Annotated in this window: 15 protein-coding genes and 2 tRNA genes; 7 read left to right on the top strand and 10 right to left on the bottom strand. The window is 48.7% G+C overall.

From position 1 onward, the window contains the following. The first annotated feature begins 141 nt into the window (after positions 1–141). Positions 142–951 carry a GGDEF domain-containing protein gene (locus RCH83_RS12780; protein ID WP_306522674.1) on the top strand — a complete coding sequence of 270 codons (810 nt, stop codon included), beginning with the start codon at positions 142–144 and terminating at the stop codon, positions 949–951. A 263-nt stretch (positions 952–1,214) separates the two neighbouring features. Here the strand turns inward: RCH83_RS12780 and RCH83_RS12775 are convergent, their stop codons facing one another. The 4 genes from RCH83_RS12775 to RCH83_RS12760 form a co-directional block, all read right to left on the bottom strand. After that, positions 1,215–1,940: a Crp/Fnr family transcriptional regulator gene (locus tag RCH83_RS12775; RefSeq protein ID WP_306522672.1), complete on the bottom strand. Its 726-nt coding sequence runs from the start codon at positions 1,938–1,940 to the stop codon at positions 1,215–1,217. 135 nt (positions 1,941–2,075) lie between these two features. Beyond that, positions 2,076–2,777: a Crp/Fnr family transcriptional regulator gene (locus tag RCH83_RS12770; protein WP_306522670.1), complete on the bottom strand. Its 702-nt coding sequence runs from the start codon at positions 2,775–2,777 to the stop codon at positions 2,076–2,078. 115 nt (positions 2,778–2,892) lie between these two features. Then, the gene (locus tag RCH83_RS12765) at positions 2,893–3,204 is read right to left on the bottom strand and encodes a BON domain-containing protein (RefSeq protein WP_306522668.1); all 312 of its coding nucleotides are present in this window, start codon (positions 3,202–3,204) and stop codon (positions 2,893–2,895) included. 58 nt (positions 3,205–3,262) lie between these two features. After that, complete coding sequence (locus RCH83_RS12760; RefSeq protein ID WP_306522666.1) at positions 3,263–3,421, bottom strand: DUF3309 domain-containing protein; 159 nt, start codon at positions 3,419–3,421, stop codon at positions 3,263–3,265. Between the two features lie 349 nt (positions 3,422–3,770). On the opposite strand from RCH83_RS12760, the gene RCH83_RS12755 reads away from it, so the two are divergent. Further along, positions 3,771–4,193 carry a PRC-barrel domain-containing protein gene (locus tag RCH83_RS12755; protein WP_306522664.1) on the top strand — a complete coding sequence of 141 codons (423 nt, stop codon included), beginning with the start codon at positions 3,771–3,773 and terminating at the stop codon, positions 4,191–4,193. Positions 4,194–4,815: 622 nt separating this feature from the next. On the opposite strand, the gene RCH83_RS12750 is transcribed toward RCH83_RS12755, so the two are convergent. Then, positions 4,816–5,262, bottom strand: a complete 447-nt coding sequence (locus RCH83_RS12750) for a hypothetical protein (RefSeq protein WP_306522662.1) — start codon at positions 5,260–5,262, stop codon at positions 4,816–4,818. Beyond that, positions 5,255–5,605 (bottom strand): hypothetical protein, encoded by a 351-nt coding sequence (locus RCH83_RS12745; protein WP_306522660.1) that lies wholly within the window; start codon positions 5,603–5,605, stop codon positions 5,255–5,257. Before RCH83_RS12745 ends, RCH83_RS12750 begins: the two co-directional genes overlap by 8 nt. Before the next feature lie 309 nt (positions 5,606–5,914). On the opposite strand from RCH83_RS12745, the gene RCH83_RS12740 reads away from it, so the two are divergent. From RCH83_RS12740 to RCH83_RS12720, 5 genes are all read left to right on the top strand, one after another. Continuing rightward, complete coding sequence (locus RCH83_RS12740) at positions 5,915–6,367, top strand: OsmC family protein (RefSeq protein WP_306522658.1); 453 nt, start codon at positions 5,915–5,917, stop codon at positions 6,365–6,367. A 278-nt stretch (positions 6,368–6,645) separates the two neighbouring features. Beyond that, complete coding sequence (katG, locus tag RCH83_RS12735; RefSeq protein ID WP_306522655.1) at positions 6,646–8,826, top strand: catalase/peroxidase HPI; 2,181 nt, start codon at positions 6,646–6,648, stop codon at positions 8,824–8,826. A gap of 240 nt (positions 8,827–9,066) precedes the next feature. After that, complete coding sequence (locus tag RCH83_RS12730) at positions 9,067–10,329, top strand: sensor domain-containing diguanylate cyclase (protein WP_306522653.1); 1,263 nt, start codon at positions 9,067–9,069, stop codon at positions 10,327–10,329. Beyond that, positions 10,301–12,271, top strand: coding sequence for a TonB-dependent siderophore receptor (locus RCH83_RS12725; RefSeq protein WP_306522651.1), 1,971 nt, complete (start codon positions 10,301–10,303; stop codon positions 12,269–12,271). Before RCH83_RS12730 ends, RCH83_RS12725 begins: the two co-directional genes overlap by 29 nt. Then, positions 12,268–12,759 carry a YfiR family protein gene (locus RCH83_RS12720; protein WP_306522649.1) on the top strand — a complete coding sequence of 164 codons (492 nt, stop codon included), beginning with the start codon at positions 12,268–12,270 and terminating at the stop codon, positions 12,757–12,759. Before RCH83_RS12725 ends, RCH83_RS12720 begins: the two co-directional genes overlap by 4 nt. 121 nt (positions 12,760–12,880) lie before the next feature. Here RCH83_RS12720 and RCH83_RS12715 read toward each other — a convergent pair. The 4 genes from RCH83_RS12715 to RCH83_RS12700 all read right to left on the bottom strand — a co-directional run. Next, positions 12,881–12,957 (bottom strand) — tRNA-Val (locus tag RCH83_RS12715). Positions 12,958–13,014: 57 nt separating this feature from the next. Then, a tRNA-Val gene (locus RCH83_RS12710) sits at positions 13,015–13,091 on the bottom strand. A gap of 155 nt (positions 13,092–13,246) precedes the next feature. Beyond that, positions 13,247–14,293 (bottom strand): DUF3080 family protein, encoded by a 1,047-nt coding sequence (locus RCH83_RS12705; protein WP_306522647.1) that lies wholly within the window; start codon positions 14,291–14,293, stop codon positions 13,247–13,249. A 4-nt stretch (positions 14,294–14,297) separates the two neighbouring features. Beyond that, on the bottom strand, positions 14,298–15,597 hold a 1,300-nt coding region (locus RCH83_RS12700; RefSeq protein WP_306522644.1), incomplete at its 5' end, for an MATE family efflux transporter.

Genomic DNA, 15,597 nt, shown 5'->3' with positions numbered 1-15,597 from the left:
CTTTAACTGTTTGCTGTCTACTGTGAAGCGGTATTGTCAGACGACGTTGTCGGCTGGCAGCTTTGTTGTAGCCCCGGGGGTTGCTTCACAAATGCACTCAGCAGAGCAACAGATAAACTCAGCATAAGGAGAAAACCGACAATGGTATTGCAAAAGGAAGCTGTAACAGCCGGCACATCTGGTGGTAAAAGACCGGCACAAGCGACACAAACAGCAACAAAAGTGTTACCTGCGCACAAAGCCAGTCAATCTGACAGTGACTGGCTCGCTGCACTAAAGGAAGAAAATCTGGCGTTAAAACAAGCGCTCAGGGCAGCCAGAGCCCAGATTGCTGCCGACAATGCACATCTGGAAGTTTTAAAACATCAGAGCCAGTACGACGGTCTGACCAACACCCCCAACAGATTGTTGTTACAGGACAGATTTTTACAGGCGCTGCGTCAGGCGCAACGTTCAGGGCAATTATTGGCTTTGTTGTTTATTGATCTGGACCATTTTAAAAGTATTAATGACCATTTTGGTCACTCTACCGGTGATGCCGTGCTGCAGTCTGTGAGTCAGCGGTTACAGCAGAGCATCCGCAGCAGTGATACTTTATGCCGTTATGGTGGTGATGAATTTGTCTTGTTATTGCCGGTGTTGTTGCAGGTGTCTGATGCCAGTGCCATTGCCGGTAAAATCATCAAAGCCATCGCAGCGCCGCTGCAGCTGGATGGCCAGGTATTTGAACTAAGCGGCAGTCTGGGCATCGCGTTGTATCCGGCTGACGGTGACACTATCAGTGATTTGACGCTCGCTGCTGATCAGGCGATGTATCAGGCCAAAGCACAGGGTGGGGGCTGTTTTGTGTTTAATGGTTCTGTGAACCCCTTAACCCAAATGCATCAGAACAAAAACTCAAAAGGGTCAGCCGGTCGTATTGTGTTACAACGTCAGCGCCGGTATGAATAATAAAAAGTTCTGATCAATCACTACAAGTCTGCGACTGAGTTGCAGTTGTAAAGGGCTGTGGCGACAAGTCAGTTTTCAATGCACAACAACAGCTTAATAAACAGCGCACAACAACTGAAATGTCAGCTGTTGTGTGCTGTTGTTTAAGCTGACATTTTTGATGCACATTTTTTGATAACAATGTGCAGTACATAACGCGGTAAATAATGCAGTAAATAATGCAGTAAATGATAAATAAACACCTTCACAACAAAACCAGGTTATCAGCGGCTGCAGTGATGGTCATCTGGCATCAGCCGTAAAGATTCCTGCTTAACCACGTCATAACATTCGCAGCAGTTTTCTTCCAATAATTTGCGGTTCATTACCTGAATATGGCCGCGGCTGTAATTAATAATGCCAAGTTTTTGCAATTTACCGGCGGCATCTGTCACACCTTCACGCCTGACCCCCAGCATATTGGCAATTAACTCCTGGGTCATATGCAAGTGATCGCCGTTCAGCCGGTCTATCGACAACAACAACCAGCGGCATAATTGCTGCTCAATACTATGATGGCGGTTACAAACAGCCGTTTGTGCCATCTGGGTCAGCAGCACCTGGCTATAACGCAACAATAAATGCAATAAAGGCCCATGGCGGTTAAATTCATCTTTAAGCCGCTGGCCGAATAAACGGTAAGCAAAACCACCACTTTGCACCACGGCTCTGCTGGTGGTGCTTTCGCCGCCCATAAACAAGGCAACCCCAACCATACCATCGTTACCCACCACGGCAATCTCGGCTGAAGAGCCGTTTTCCATCACATATAACAAAGAAATAATGGAGTCGGTTGGAAAATAAACATAACGTAATTTAGAACCAGCTTCGCTGATCACCTGACCCAAAGTCAGAGGCACCAGCTCAAGGTGAGGAAAAATACGTTCTTTTACTTCGTCCGGCAGCTCGCATAACAAGCGGTTTAATTCTGGTTTATACACTATGGGCATCTGCAATCCTTGTCCGGTCTGGTAAAGAAAAACTTACAACGCCAGTATATGGATAATTTGTTGGCACAGTGTGCGTTAGCGCACAGAGTGGCACTTTTATAAACACAATACCAGTAGGGTTATTGCCTGAAACGCCTAGGGTGGGCTAATCCCCTGATAGCAGGCACAACTTTGTTGTAATAAACCTGGCCGGTCGAGAATTTTGACATGACCCCGCTGGTAGTGGATCAGCCCTTTAAGCTGCAAATCACCGGCTGCTACGGTAATTCCGCTGCGGCGAACGCCCAGCATTTCGGCCAGAAACTGATGGGTTAAATACAATTCGTGTTGCTGACTGCGGTCCTGGCTCATTAATAGCCAACGCGCCAGTCGCTCTTCAATCTGATGAAAATGGGCACAAACGGCGTTTGCCGACAATTGCGTCATCAGTTGAAATAAATAGCAGTGCAGCACAGTGCGCAGATGCGGATGCGTGGTTAAAAAAAGTTCAAACAACACCACAGGTATACGCCAGGCCTGACCTTCACCCTGTACTATGGCCTCCAGCGGCACCTGACGATTTTGCAGCACCAGTGTTGCGCCTAACATCCCTTCAAAACCAATCAAGCCCATTTCCAGCGGCGGATGGCCTTTGAGTTTGGCGATTAACGAAATAAAACCAGTTAATGGAAAATACAAAAAACGGTAGTTTTCATTGGGGTGACAAAGCTGATTGCCAAATTCCAGCTGCACCAGTTCACAGTCAGCAAAAAACAACTGCTGCTCGCCAGCACTCAGGCTGTTCAACAGCAGATTAGTATTTCCGGTAAGGTCGTCAGGTTGCAACACTGTGGTCATCTGAACTCCATCGGGCATCAAGCGTTCATTAAGGTTGCCGGCATTGCCTGTCAGACAGACAACAGAGCGAACAAGGGAATACCGGCCGCTGGGCTAATACCAAAGCAGCTTTTGGTTATTTCACCCGCATATCATTTTTCACCGACACCACACCGCTGATAGAACGGGTAATACGCATGGCGGTATTGATGTCGTCGGCCGATTTTACAAAACCACTGAGCTGCACAATACCTTTAAAGGTTTCGACATTAATTTCGGCCACACTCAGGGTTTTTTCACCCAGAATGGCGGCCTTAACTCTGGTGGTGATCACAGTGTCGTCCAGATATTCGCCTGTACCTTCCTGATTGGGTTTTGAGGCGCAGCCGGACAGATTGACCAAACTCAGCGCCAGTAGGAAAATCCCAAAAACTTTCAATGTTTTCATAAGATTGAGCTCCATGTTGATAACAAGTAGAACACAGACAAATCAAGCCATATCAGGGTCAGATCCGGCCTGTGAGTAAAAGAATGATAAAAATAACCAGCAATAAACCAAGGGCACTGCCGGGGCGATAACCCCAGCTGCGGCTATAGGGCCAGGTGGGTAAAGCACCAATAAAAATCAACACTAAAAACACGATCAACAGCGTCGTTAAACTCATAGATGGGCTCCAATAGTTTGAGATGCTCTTTTGCTGTTGTAGTGTAAAAGGCTGAGCGGACTTGTTCGGTGCGCTGTCGCACCCAACACTGATTGGCGCCACCTTACCGTCAGTTGGTTGGAATTATCTGCCAAATAACGGCTTGTCCGGCTCGAAGCAGTTATTCGGATTGCTGTTCAGAGTGCTGTTGCGGGACCTGCATAACAATTCCCGACTTACTTTTTCCAACTTAGCGGCGCAGCGAACAGAAGCAAAAGCTGAAGTCATTCAAACTCAGACTGATGTCCGGTTCCGGGCATTGTAAAACGCAAGTTAAACAGCGTTTTGCAAGCGCAACAAAGAGGGAAGCATGATGAGTTATCAGGAACGTGATATTTACGGAATGTATAAAAGCCCACAATTTGCCACACCACTGATGGCCAATGGCCCCGGGCCTTATCTGATGGGCGCGGAAACCCTGATTGGCAACAATGTGGTGAACAAAGCAGGCCAGTCACTGGGTGATATTAAAGAAATTATGCTGGAAGTGGGCACAGGCCGGGTGGCTTATGCTGTGTTGTCTTTTAGTACTTATCTTGGGCTGAGCGAAAAACTTTTTGCAGTGCCGTGGCGTTCGTTAACACTGGACACAGTGCAACAATGTTTTGTACTGGATGTTGATGTTGAACGGTTAAAAACGGCGCCAGGTTTTGACAAAGGCCACTGGCCAAATATGCAGGATGTCGACTGGGAAAGGTCGGTGCATAGCCACTATGGCAGTAAACTGAGTTAACTATTGTTGCTTTGGTCACACCCGCAGCCCTGCTGTGGGTGTGACCTCAAATGGTCTTCAGGGATTTTAGCGGCCAAATCACCAGATCAAATCAGCATCAGCCTGCACTTATGCTGATTTTTTTATATTGCTTGCTGAATTTTGCCTGCCTGATGGCCGGCAATTGCTGTGAACCAGCTGTTTGGTGGTTTGCCAGATACTGTGAATACTGACCAATAACGTAAAAAAAGACTGAATATGCCAACGCCTCGCTGGAGTTGTCTGCTGATGGTGTTGTGGTGCCGCTGCTGTAGGTTGTCTGTTCAGCCAGTTATGCAGATAAAAGTAGCAAGGCACTGCCAGAGCCAGCGCCAAGGCTGTTGCCGGTAATCTTCTTTTGATGTTGTGGTGCAGCAACTGACCAAGCTGACGCCTTCTGCTGCGCTCCTGTTGCAGCTGCAACACACAAAATGCAATTTTATTCTGAAGCTTAACTTTATCCCGAAGTTCAACCTCACTCCGAAGGGCAACTTGGTTTGGCCATATACCGGGTTTTGACATGCAAAATGACCTTCAGCTTGATTGAGTTTTATTGTGTTGTCACAGGCATCAGCTCAACAAACCTGGCGACAACACAGAAGTTTTAGCTGTCTTGCCGCTTTGGTGTTGCAGGTGACGGCATGAAACTATTGATCGTCTGGTTAAAACGTAAAAACCTGCTGTGATAGCGGATACGCCATAAGCATAAAGTCAGCAGCAATAGCTGAACAACAAAAGCCAACAATAGCGCCTGCCAGTCGGCAAGACCTGAGGCTTTTAAGCCTTGCCATAACGCCAGATGCAATAACAACCAGATGCCAATCAGCAGCAATGCCGCACTTAACGCCAATAACCAGATAGCCACCAGACTTTCGGCAGCCAGCTGAGCTTCCAGTGTAAATAACTGCAGCTGCTGTACCGACTCTGTTTTCAGTTGCCGCCAGTACAGCGCAACCTGACTGAACAAACCTTGTTCAGCAGGCGTTGTTGTACTGGTTTCACCAACCGTTGTTGTTGTGGTTGCACTCTGGGCTTCAGTTTTTTCAGTCATGAGACTTTGCATGACGGCGTGATTTAAATAACCAGCTCAGCACCACACCTGATGCAACGGCGATACCCAAAATCATCACAGGTCTTTGTTGCAGCTGACTACGAATGGCAGTGCCGGCACGGGCGCTGGCTTTACTGAATTGTTCAGCGCGCACATCAAAGTTTTCCATGCCCTGATTGGCAGCTTTTGCCAGATTATCCACAGTGCTGTGGGCTTTAGAGGTTAAGTTATCAATAGCCGGATGCAAGGCATCAGATGCATTGTTGATCAGACTATTCATATTTTGTGCTGCCTGATCAGCTTTGTTGCCAAGGTTGCTTTTAAAATTGTCTGTTGGTTCCATAGATCCCCCGAAGTTCCTGCCTGGCCGGCAATATTGCGCTGATGCAGGAAGATATAAGATGGCAGAGCGCTGCTTGATTATCCGTGCGCTGACGCACAAGGGCTGGTGAAGGCAGGTGAATACCGGACAGCAGCAATAAAACCCTGTTGAGTGATTGAGCAATATCAGGCAATCAACGACAAAAAAGACAATGCCATGTGATCTTGGGGCGCGTCCTATGGTGAATGGTCATTTGGTCAGCACAAGCTAAGGTTATGGCAACCACAAAGTCACACGCATTACATAGTAATTAAAACAACGGAGGCCAAAATGGCAGAACAAACAGAAAGCCCACAGTTTTCGGTACAGTTAACGCTGGTGGAAGGTTATAAGTTTTTGGTTGATTTTGGCGACATGGGGCAACTCTTCTCTGACGAGCCCGAGCCGCTTGGCCTGGGTGAAGGGCCAAATCCAGCCCGGTTATTGGCGGCAAGTGTGGCCAATTGTCTGGCGGCCAGCCTGGTGTTTGCGATCCGCAAATTTAAAGAAGATCCCGGCACTGTTTCTGCAACTGTCAAAGGTGCGCTGGAGCGTCAGGAAGGGCGCTGGCGTATTGGCAAGCTTGATGTGGTGTTAAAGCTTGGCAATAGCAGCGACAGCATGCCGCATCTGGAACGTGCTTTGGCGCAGTTTGAAAACTTCTGTGTCGTCACCCAAAGTGTGCGTCAGGGTATCGCAGTGGATGTACAAGTGCTGGATGCGGCAGGCAACAGTTTGCAATAACGGTAATAACAACAAAACAGCAAAAACCAATATCAAACACTATTCGGTAGTGTTGCCCTGCTGTTTTGCACCACGCTGTTTCAGGCACGGTATATGGCTGAAACAGCGGTTGGCAGCCCTGTATTTTTCCGCATTTTTAACCTTCGCCGGTAATTTTAATCAATAAAACCGATTGAATTCTTTGATAAAAGTTAATTTAGAAAATTGCAATTAGGGTCTACCTTTAATGGCAACTGCAAAGCCTGCATTTTTAAATGCTCAACCAAAGGATAAAAACCATGGACAACAATCAATCAGCCAAAGGCAAATGCCCGGTGATGCACGGGGCTAATAGCAATGCCGCCAGTGCCAGTATGAACTGGTGGCCCAAAGCGCTGAATCTCGACATTCTGCATCAGCATGATCGCAAAACCAATCCGATGGATCCCGACTTTAACTACAAACAAGCCTTTTTATCTTTGGATTTAAACGCCGTTAAAAACGATTTAAAAGCCCTGATGACACAAAGTCAGGACTGGTGGCCGGCCGACTGGGGCCACTATGGTGGTTTGATGATCCGCATGGCCTGGCACAGCGCCGGTACTTACCGTATTGCCGATGGCCGTGGTGGCGCAGGCACCGGTAACCAGCGTTTTGCGCCGCTGAACAGCTGGCCGGACAATGGTAACCTCGACAAAGCCCGACGCTTGTTATGGCCCATTAAACAAAAATACGGCAACAAATTGTCATGGGCCGATTTAATGATTTTGGCCGGTAATATGGCTTATGAATCTATGGGTCTGAAAACCTTTGGTTTTGCCGGTGGCCGCGAGGACATCTGGCATCCGGAAAAAGACATTTATTGGGGCTCAGAGCGTGAATGGCTGGCACCTTCCGGCGGTGAACACAGCCGTTATAGTGGCGAACGAGACTTAGATAACCCGCTGGCCGCTGTGATGATGGGGCTGATTTATGTCAACCCTGAAGGGGTGGACGGCAAACCGGACCCACTGAAAACCGCCAGAGATATGCGGGAAACTTTTGCTCGCATGGCGATGAACGACGAAGAAACAGTGGCATTAACGGCCGGTGGCCACACAGTGGGTAAAGCCCATGGTAACGGCAATGCCGGCAACTTAGGGCCAGCACCTGAAGGTGCTGACATTCATGAACAGGGTTTTGGCTGGATGAACCATCAAAGCCGTGGCATAGGCCGCGACACTGTCACCAGTGGTATTGAAGGCGCCTGGACCACAGAGCCAACCAAATGGGACAACGGTTATTTTTATTTGTTGCTGAGCTACGACTGGCAACTGACCAAAAGCCCGGCCGGTGCCTGGCAATATCAGCCGGTGAATATTAAAGAGCAGGATAAACCGGTCGACGTCGAAGATGCGTCCATCCGCGTGATGCCGATGATGACAGACGCCGATATGGCGCTGAAAATGGACCCTGAGTACCGCAAAATTTCTGAAAAATTTTATGCCGACCCGGCGTATTTTTCGGATGTATTTGCCCGCGCCTGGTTTAAGTTAACCCACCGCGATTTAGGGCCAAAAAGCCGTTATTTAGGCGCTGATGTGCCGGCCGAAGATTTGATCTGGCAAGACCCGGTGCCCACAGTGGATTATTGTTTAACAGATGCCGAAATTGCTGATTTAAAAGCAAAAGTTCTTGCAACTGGTTTAACAGTTGCCGAGCTGGTGGCAACAGCATGGGACAGCGCCAGAACCTTCCGTGGCTCTGACTATCGGGGTGGTGCCAATGGTGCCCGCATTCGGTTGGCACCACAAAAAGACTGGTCTGGTAATGAACCTGCGCGCCTTACTAAAGTGCTGAACAAACTCACTGAGTTGCAATCTGGCCTTGCCAAAAAAATCAGCCTGGCCGATCTCATTGTATTAGGTGGCACTGCGGCAGTAGAGCAAGCAGCCAAAGCCGCAGGTGTGGCTGTGGTGGTGCCTTTTATGCCGGGCCGGGGTGATGCAACTCAGGATCAAACCGATGTGGATTCTTTTGCCGTGCTGGAGCCTTTGCATGATGCGTTTCGCAACTGGCAAAAACAAGATTATGCCGTGATGCCGGAAGAGCTGATGCTGGACCGTGCACAGCTGATGGGCTTAACCGCCCACGAAATGACCGCTTTAGTGGGCGGCATGCGTGTACTCGGCACCAACCACGGCGACAGTAGCCATGGTGTGTTCACCCACAATGTGGGTGTGCTGAGTAACGACTTTTTTGTCACCCTGACCGATATGGCCTACAGCTGGAAACCCACAGGCAAAAATTCTTACCAACTGGTGGAGCGTAAAACCGGCCAGGTGAAATGGACGGCCACCCGCGTCGATTTAGTTTTTGGCTCTAACTCTATTCTGCGCGCTTATGCCGAAGTGTATGGCCAGCACGATGGCAAACAAAAGTTTGTCCAGGATTTTGTCAAGGCATGGACCAAAGTGATGAATGCCGACCGCTTTAACTGAAACTGAGAGCCCTGGCGGGTTATTTTAGCCGCAGTACCATCAGTACTGCGGCTGTTGTACTCTGAGAATATGGCAATCGTTTATCTTTAAGTGTGGACTCAGCTGCAGTTTTTATATCCAACTTACAAATGCTGGCAAAACGTTGCAAAACCAGAAGTCAGCTTCTAATCTTTTGAATATGCGCGCTTTTTCTTTTACGGAAACAGCATATTCTGGTTTATTCGCCACATCGAGGCTCTTTTGACTACAGTCAGACCACGCCATTCGCTGGTAAAAAAAATCACCCGCCAAAATCTGACAGTACTGCTGGTCAGTATGCTGCTCAGCTTTGTGCTGATTGCGACAGTGTTATGGCTAACAGCAAGAGAACGTCAGGGCAGCGCGGCTGAACTGGCTGCAGTGCAGCTTGCCCGTAATGTGTCGGCCATGCTGGTATTTAATGATCCGGTGGAAGCAAACCGTGAACTGGCATTATTGGCAAATCAACGTGAGTTAACTGCCATAGCTTTGTACAACACACAAGCTCAATTGTTTGCATCACTGACTGAACTGCCGGCGCCAGCCTGGCAACAACACAACCAGGCCCCATTGACTGAGCGCAGTTATCGCGGCCTGGAAATTGAAATCAAAACTCCGGTGCTGGTCAAAGGCAAAATTGAAGGTGTGCTTTATGTGCGTGAATCTTTGCATCAGCTGATGAACTGGTTTATTCAGGGCATCGTGATTATGTCAGCGCTGATGGCACTGATTTATCTGCTGGCGGCGCGGTTATTGGTGAAGTTGCAAAAAAAGGCCTTGTTGCCTTTGGTTGAATTATCTGCGCTGGCGGAGCGGGTTGCTAAAGAACGTAATTTTGCGCTGCGTGCGCCTGTGGTCGATAACGACGAAATTGGCAGCCTGACCCAGGGGTTTAATGAGTTATTAAAAAGGGCCGAAATTTGGCAATCTGAATTAAGCGATCAGCTGGAGCAGCAAGCACAAAGAGGTGATCAGCTGGAGCATCTGGCGTTATACGACAGTCTGACCGGATTGCCCAACCGGCATTATTTTGGTCAACTTTTACATCAGATGGTGACAGACAGCCTGAAATCCGGCCAAAAGTCGGCTTTGCTTTTTATTGACCTTGATAACTTTAAATATGTAAACGACAACTTTGGTCACGATGCAGGTGATGAGGTGTTGGTGCAGGTTAGCCAGCGTATTCAGGCCGCTATCCGTGCTGACGATTATTTATGCCGGCTCGGTGGCGATGAGTTTGCCTTGTTGTTGCCCAGGCAGGTGACTGTTGAACAAACCTCGCAACTTTGTCAGCGGTTATTGGCGCAGATCAGTCAGCCTTTGTGGGTGAGAAACCAACAAATGCCGGTTGGGCTAAGTATAGGTGTAGCGCTTTGCCCACAACACAGTGACGAAGTGTCGACCTTATTACAACTGGCGGATGAGGCCATGTACAGAGCAAAACGGGCAGGTAAAAATGGTTATCAGATCTATCAGGCTGATTAAGCTGCTTGGCTGTTGTCTGCTAAGCGGCGCCAGCACAGCACAACAATTGCCAAGCCTGGAAGAGCTGCTGCAGCAAAAAACCAGTGTTGATCCGGCCCGTATTGAAGTGTCGACCTCGGCCCGTTACCAGCAAAATGCCGGTCAGTCGCCGCAGCTGACATACCTGGTGACCGATGAAGAAATCAGACGCTTTGGTCTGCGTACCCTTGGTGAAATATTAAGTTTATTGCCAGGGCTTTATGTCAGCACCGACAGTAGTTTTGGTTATCTGACGGCCAGAGGCATTGGTCGTCCAGGCGACTATAACTCCCGTCTGTTGTTTCTGGTGGACGGCAGCAGGGTCAATGACAACATTTATGATGCCGGTATTATTGGCGGCGATTTTTTTATCGACACTCAACTGATTGACCGGGTGGAATACAGTCCCGGCAGTGGCTCGGCTTTATATGGCAACAACGCCTTCCTGGGCGTGGTTAATATCATTACCAAAAGAGGCAATCAATTGCAGGGGGCGCAACTGGCGCTGGCGGGCGACAATCAGCATCAGAATGCGCTGTCTTTGTCTTATGGCCTGCGTGATGACAGTGGCCACGAAGGCTGGCTGGCATTGAGCCAAAGCCAGCGGCGCCATATCGCCTTTCCGGCCATCGATGCCCCCCAGCAGCTTTGGTTACAGCAAGCACAAAATGATGACAATACCGGTAAAATTGCCGGTAGTTATCGTTATCGTCGTTTACACCTACAGCTTGCTGCTGTTGACCGTATCAGAGAAGAGCCAGTGTTGCTGGAGAGCAACAGCGCTATAACCGGCATTACCCGTGATGAAAACCGCAATTATTTCCTAGCGCTGCAACATGGCCTGAGCCTGAGCGAAAAGCTGGAAATGTTCAGTCATTTGTCGAGCAATAGTTTTTATTTCAGATCCCTGACACCATTTTTATCTGCCCCACAGCAGAGCAACTTTTATGATTTTGTGGTGCGTGGCAAATGGACCAATCTGGATCTGAGATTCAGCTATCAGCCAAACGCCTCCAGTCATCTGTTGTTTGGCGTGGATGCACAAAAAGACCATCACCAGAGTTATCAGCTCAGTATTCAAAACGTCATGCCGCTGCTAGAAGCCAGTAGCGACAACAACAGAGCAGGTTTGTATTTACAACACGACTGGCAGCTGTTGCCGGCCCACCGACTTATTAGCGGTTTTCGTTACGACTACACAGCACAAAATGTGCGTGAATTCAGTCCTAAAGTTGGCTGGGTCTGGCAAAGCTCGGCCGGGCAGAGCCTGAAACTCAGTTACGGCACAGCGTTTCGGGCGCCGAATGAATACGAGCAGGAAACCAACAGGTTTTTTCAGGTGAGTGTGCCGGCATCCGAGCTTATCCGCACCCTGGAAGCAAACTGGCAGCGCCAACTGGCGTCTGACTGGGCTTTGTCTGCCACCTTGTATCACTCAGAGCTGGAAAATATGATCACCAGTACCTTTGGCCAGAGTGCGGTGCTGCAATTTTATAATGACAGGGCAGTTACAGCGACCGGGCTTGAAACTACGGCGACCAAACGCTGGCTACAGGGCACACAATTACAAATGTCAGCCACAGTGCAGCGCGCCAGATACAACAGCGACAAGCTGGATTTAACCAATGCGCCACAGCGGCTGCTGAAACTGGATCTGAGTCAGCCATTATGGCGTGACGACTTGCAGTTAAACTGGCGGCTGTTTGCCGCTTCGGCCAGACAAAGTGTGCAAGGGGAATTGCCCGGTTTTGCCAGGCACGATATGTTGTTGTCCTGGCAAGGCAACAAAGATGTTTCGCTGGTGTTTGGCGTGAAGAATCTGTTTAATCAGCGCTACGTTGATGTGCCTTTAGCCACTGGTCTGTTGTTGCGTCAGCCCGGGCGCAGCGCCGAATTAACCTTACGCTGGAATTTTTTCCAATGAAAGCGCTCAGGCTGATGCTGATGCTGGTGCTCAGTTGCACTTTGCCGCTCAGTGCTCAGGCGGATGAGTCAGCGCTGAAAGCAGCCTTGTTGTACCGTTTTGTTCAGTTTAGTCAGTGGTCGGTGAATGCACCTTCGGCACATCTTTATTGTGTCGCAGGAGACGCAAAGGTTTTTGCTGCGCTGCAGGCTACTTTGCAGCAAAACGGTGAGCACAGTAAATTATTGTCACGGGTCACAGACGCCAAAAAATGTACCATCCTTTATGTAAGTGACAGTCTGGCCAAAGAGCCGCAATGGCACCCGTTATTACGTCAGAGCGGCTTGTTGACCGTGGTGGAAGGTGCTGAGTTATTTCGCAAAGGAGCCCATTTTGGTCTTATTACCGAACCCAACCGCATTTCTTTTCGTGTCAACCTGACATTAGCCCGTGAGCAGGGATTTCATCTAAGCGCCCAGATGTTGAAACTGGCAAAGGAAATTCATTAATAGCTGTAAAGCCGGAACAGATGTCAGTGTGTGTCGCACAACATACTTTATCTGCAATGAGAACGAACTGAAGTTTGCAATCAGAACAGTTATTTTGTGCAAGAGGAAAGCAAACTAAATTTGGTGCGTCCTAGTGGACTCGAACCACCGACCCCCACCATGTCAAGGTGGTGCTCTAACCAACTGAGCTAAGGACGCATAAAGACATTATTGCTGGTTGTCATAACAACATTTTAAAACTGGCGTTTTAAAATTTGGTGCGTCCTAGTGGACTCGAACCACCGACCCCCACCATGTCAAGGTGGTGCTCTAACCAACTGAGCTAAGGACGCATTTTGCAATTTCACCCAAAGGGTGGTTTTGACAACGGACGCTATAGTATTTTCGCTGTCAGGCTATTGCAAGTGATTTTTTGGCGCCGCCCGCCAAGCGCTGGTATTTTGTTCGAAATAGCAACCAGGGGACACTGAACCTGATTTGTTTGTTGTTAGCCCTGCTTAGACGCAATTTTTACCTGACATTGTTGTTGCAGTTGCTGCCACCATGCAACATGGCGCCTCAGTTGTATTTTTAACGCCATGTTTTGTGCTTCGGTGCGTTGATAAAACGCAGTTTTAATGGCGCTATGCTGGTACATGCGGTTGAGCAAAGGTTGCAGCTGCTGGCTTATGCCATCAAGTTCCGCCAGATAAGGCTGAATTTTCCCGATAAATTGTTGCAGCAAAATGTTGCGCAGAATTTCTGCTTTGGGTTTTGCCTGGGGCCTTTGACAAAATTTATCCAGATCAAAGTGTTCCAGTTGCTGATTCAGCGCCTTTAACCAGCTGTAATTCAGTCTCAGACTATATTGCCAGTCTGCCAGCAACTGGCTTTGGTAAAGCTGGCCCACTTGCTGATTAATCACCCCGGCGTTGGTGCTGGCAATAGTTTTGTTATCGAGCCTGTGCAGCTGGTATTGCATATCGGCCAAAGCCCGCAATGCTGACATTGTTGGTGCCACAGTCAAGGTTTCTCCGGCTTGCAGACTGCGCTGACTGCCTTGTAGTTGTTGGCGCAGCGTCAGATCGGTCAGGAAAAAGTTATCAACAACAACAGGCAATTCCTGTTGTTTTTGCCGGTAGATTTCTGCAAGTTGAGCTCTTAAACCGCTGTCCAAAGCCGGATGTTGCAGGCAGGGTTGCAGCTGATGTAACAGCTGCAATTCATAACCCAGTTGATTGGCCGGCGTCATGGTTTTGCCAAGGCTGTTATTTCGCTCCGCCACCAGTTGTTGTAACCCACAGCTGCGAAGTGCGACTAAATCCAGTAGCGTCAGCTTGTTTTCAGCTAAGGTCTGATAAAGCTCCCGCACCGGCGGCAGCGGCGGTACTGCTGCCAGCTCCGGCTGAAGTTCGGGTAAATCCAGAACTCTGGCCAGCCGGCTATGATAATCCTGCCATAAATCCTCAGCAGCGGGTTTACTGCAACTGCCAATAAAAGGTAATAACACTAATAACAGCAGAAGCATCACTTTTGGCTGTTGTATGCTTTGCACTGTTTTAACCTGCGGCAGCTTTTTGTTGTTGGCCATCTTCTATCCGGTGCAGTTGTTGTTTCAGTATCATTGCCAGTAATACGGCTGCTACTGTCAAACCGACGATAATACCTATCCAAAAACCATGAGCCCCCATTTTTGGTGTCAGCCAGTCTGTCAGCCCAAGCACAGTGCCTAAACCAAAACCTATAGGCCAATAAGCAATAAAAGTGATAAAAAATATGGGCTTGGTGTATTTCAGGCCACGTAAAGCGCAGCTTGACACCACCTGGATAGCATCAGAAATTTGGTAAAAACAAGCCAGAATCAAAATTGAGCTTGCCATGGCAATGACTGTTGGCTCCGGCGTATACAAAGACGCTACCCAGCCGCGGGTTAAAAAGGTAAAACCGGCAATGGCAAAGGCCATGATCACAGCCAGCACTATCGCAGTGCTGATTGCTGTGCGCAGCTCTCTTACGTCCATGGCGCCGGCCAGATGGCCAACCCTGATGGTGGTTGCCATGCCCATACTCAGCGGCAACATAAATACCAAAGCGCTGTAATTATTGGCAATCTGGTGTGCAGCCACCACGGTAGGCCCTAAATGTACAATCATCAGCGGGATACAGGCAAATAAGGTCACCTCAAAAAACATCGCAAAAGCAATAGGGGTGCCAAGGGCAATGATTTGCCAGATCTCTCGGATTTTCGGCTTGTAACTTTGCAGTTTCAGCCGGTATGGGGCAGTACGTGAACTCGAAAGTGCATAAATACTGATGGCGATGAGCTGTGCCAGAAATACCAGGGAAGTTGCCACACCACAACCGGCGCCGCCCAAAGCCGGCATGCCTAATTTGCCGTAAATAAACACATAGTTGGCGGGAATATTCACCAGAATGCCAACAAAACTTATCCACATCGTGGCTTTGGTATAACCAATACCTTCAAATAGGTTACGAAGCACCATATACCCTGCAGCAGGGAAAACCCCCCAGGCAATGTAGCCCATATAATCCAGTGCTTTTTGTCGCAGTGTATCGTCCATCTCCATCATGCCAACAGGGACGGCGATAAACTGCATTAAAGCAAATACCAACAGCGCTAACGCAAAAGCAAGGTAGGCACCTTGTAAAGTCACAGCAGTGACTTCCTTTTTTTGGCCTGCGCCAAAATGCTGCGCAATCATCGGGGTGAGCGCTAACAGCAAACCCTGAAAAGTCAAAATGATCGGTAGCCATAACGCAGAGGCCACGGCTATACCTGCCATATCCACCGGACTCACACGACCAGCCATTAAAGTGTCAACCACGTACATCATGGTT

The organism is Rheinheimera sp., from assembly GCF_030824435.1.
Lineage (GTDB): Bacteria > Pseudomonadota > Gammaproteobacteria > Enterobacterales > Alteromonadaceae > Pararheinheimera.
This window is presented reverse-complemented; position numbering and strand designations above follow the sequence as displayed.

Excerpts from the sequence above, each read along its gene's own strand:
- RCH83_RS12780 (WP_306522674.1), top strand. The coding sequence starts at position 142 with ATGGTATTGCAAAAGGAAGCTGTAACAGCCGGCACATCTGGTGGTAAA.
- RCH83_RS12775 (WP_306522672.1), bottom strand. The coding sequence starts at position 1,940 with ATGCCCATAGTGTATAAACCAGAATTAAACCGCTTGTTATGCGAGCTG.
- RCH83_RS12770 (WP_306522670.1), bottom strand. The coding sequence starts at position 2,777 with ATGACCACAGTGTTGCAACCTGACGACCTTACCGGAAATACTAATCTG.
- RCH83_RS12765 (WP_306522668.1), bottom strand. The coding sequence starts at position 3,204 with ATGAAAACATTGAAAGTTTTTGGGATTTTCCTACTGGCGCTGAGTTTG.
- RCH83_RS12760 (WP_306522666.1), bottom strand. The coding sequence starts at position 3,421 with ATGAGTTTAACGACGCTGTTGATCGTGTTTTTAGTGTTGATTTTTATT.
- RCH83_RS12755 (WP_306522664.1), top strand. The coding sequence starts at position 3,771 with ATGATGAGTTATCAGGAACGTGATATTTACGGAATGTATAAAAGCCCA.
- RCH83_RS12750 (WP_306522662.1), bottom strand. The coding sequence starts at position 5,262 with ATGACTGAAAAAACTGAAGCCCAGAGTGCAACCACAACAACAACGGTT.
- RCH83_RS12745 (WP_306522660.1), bottom strand. The coding sequence starts at position 5,605 with ATGGAACCAACAGACAATTTTAAAAGCAACCTTGGCAACAAAGCTGAT.
- RCH83_RS12740 (WP_306522658.1), top strand. The coding sequence starts at position 5,915 with ATGGCAGAACAAACAGAAAGCCCACAGTTTTCGGTACAGTTAACGCTG.
- katG (WP_306522655.1), top strand. The coding sequence starts at position 6,646 with ATGGACAACAATCAATCAGCCAAAGGCAAATGCCCGGTGATGCACGGG.
- RCH83_RS12725 (WP_306522651.1), top strand. The coding sequence starts at position 10,301 with ATGGTTATCAGATCTATCAGGCTGATTAAGCTGCTTGGCTGTTGTCTG.
- RCH83_RS12720 (WP_306522649.1), top strand. The coding sequence starts at position 12,268 with ATGAAAGCGCTCAGGCTGATGCTGATGCTGGTGCTCAGTTGCACTTTG.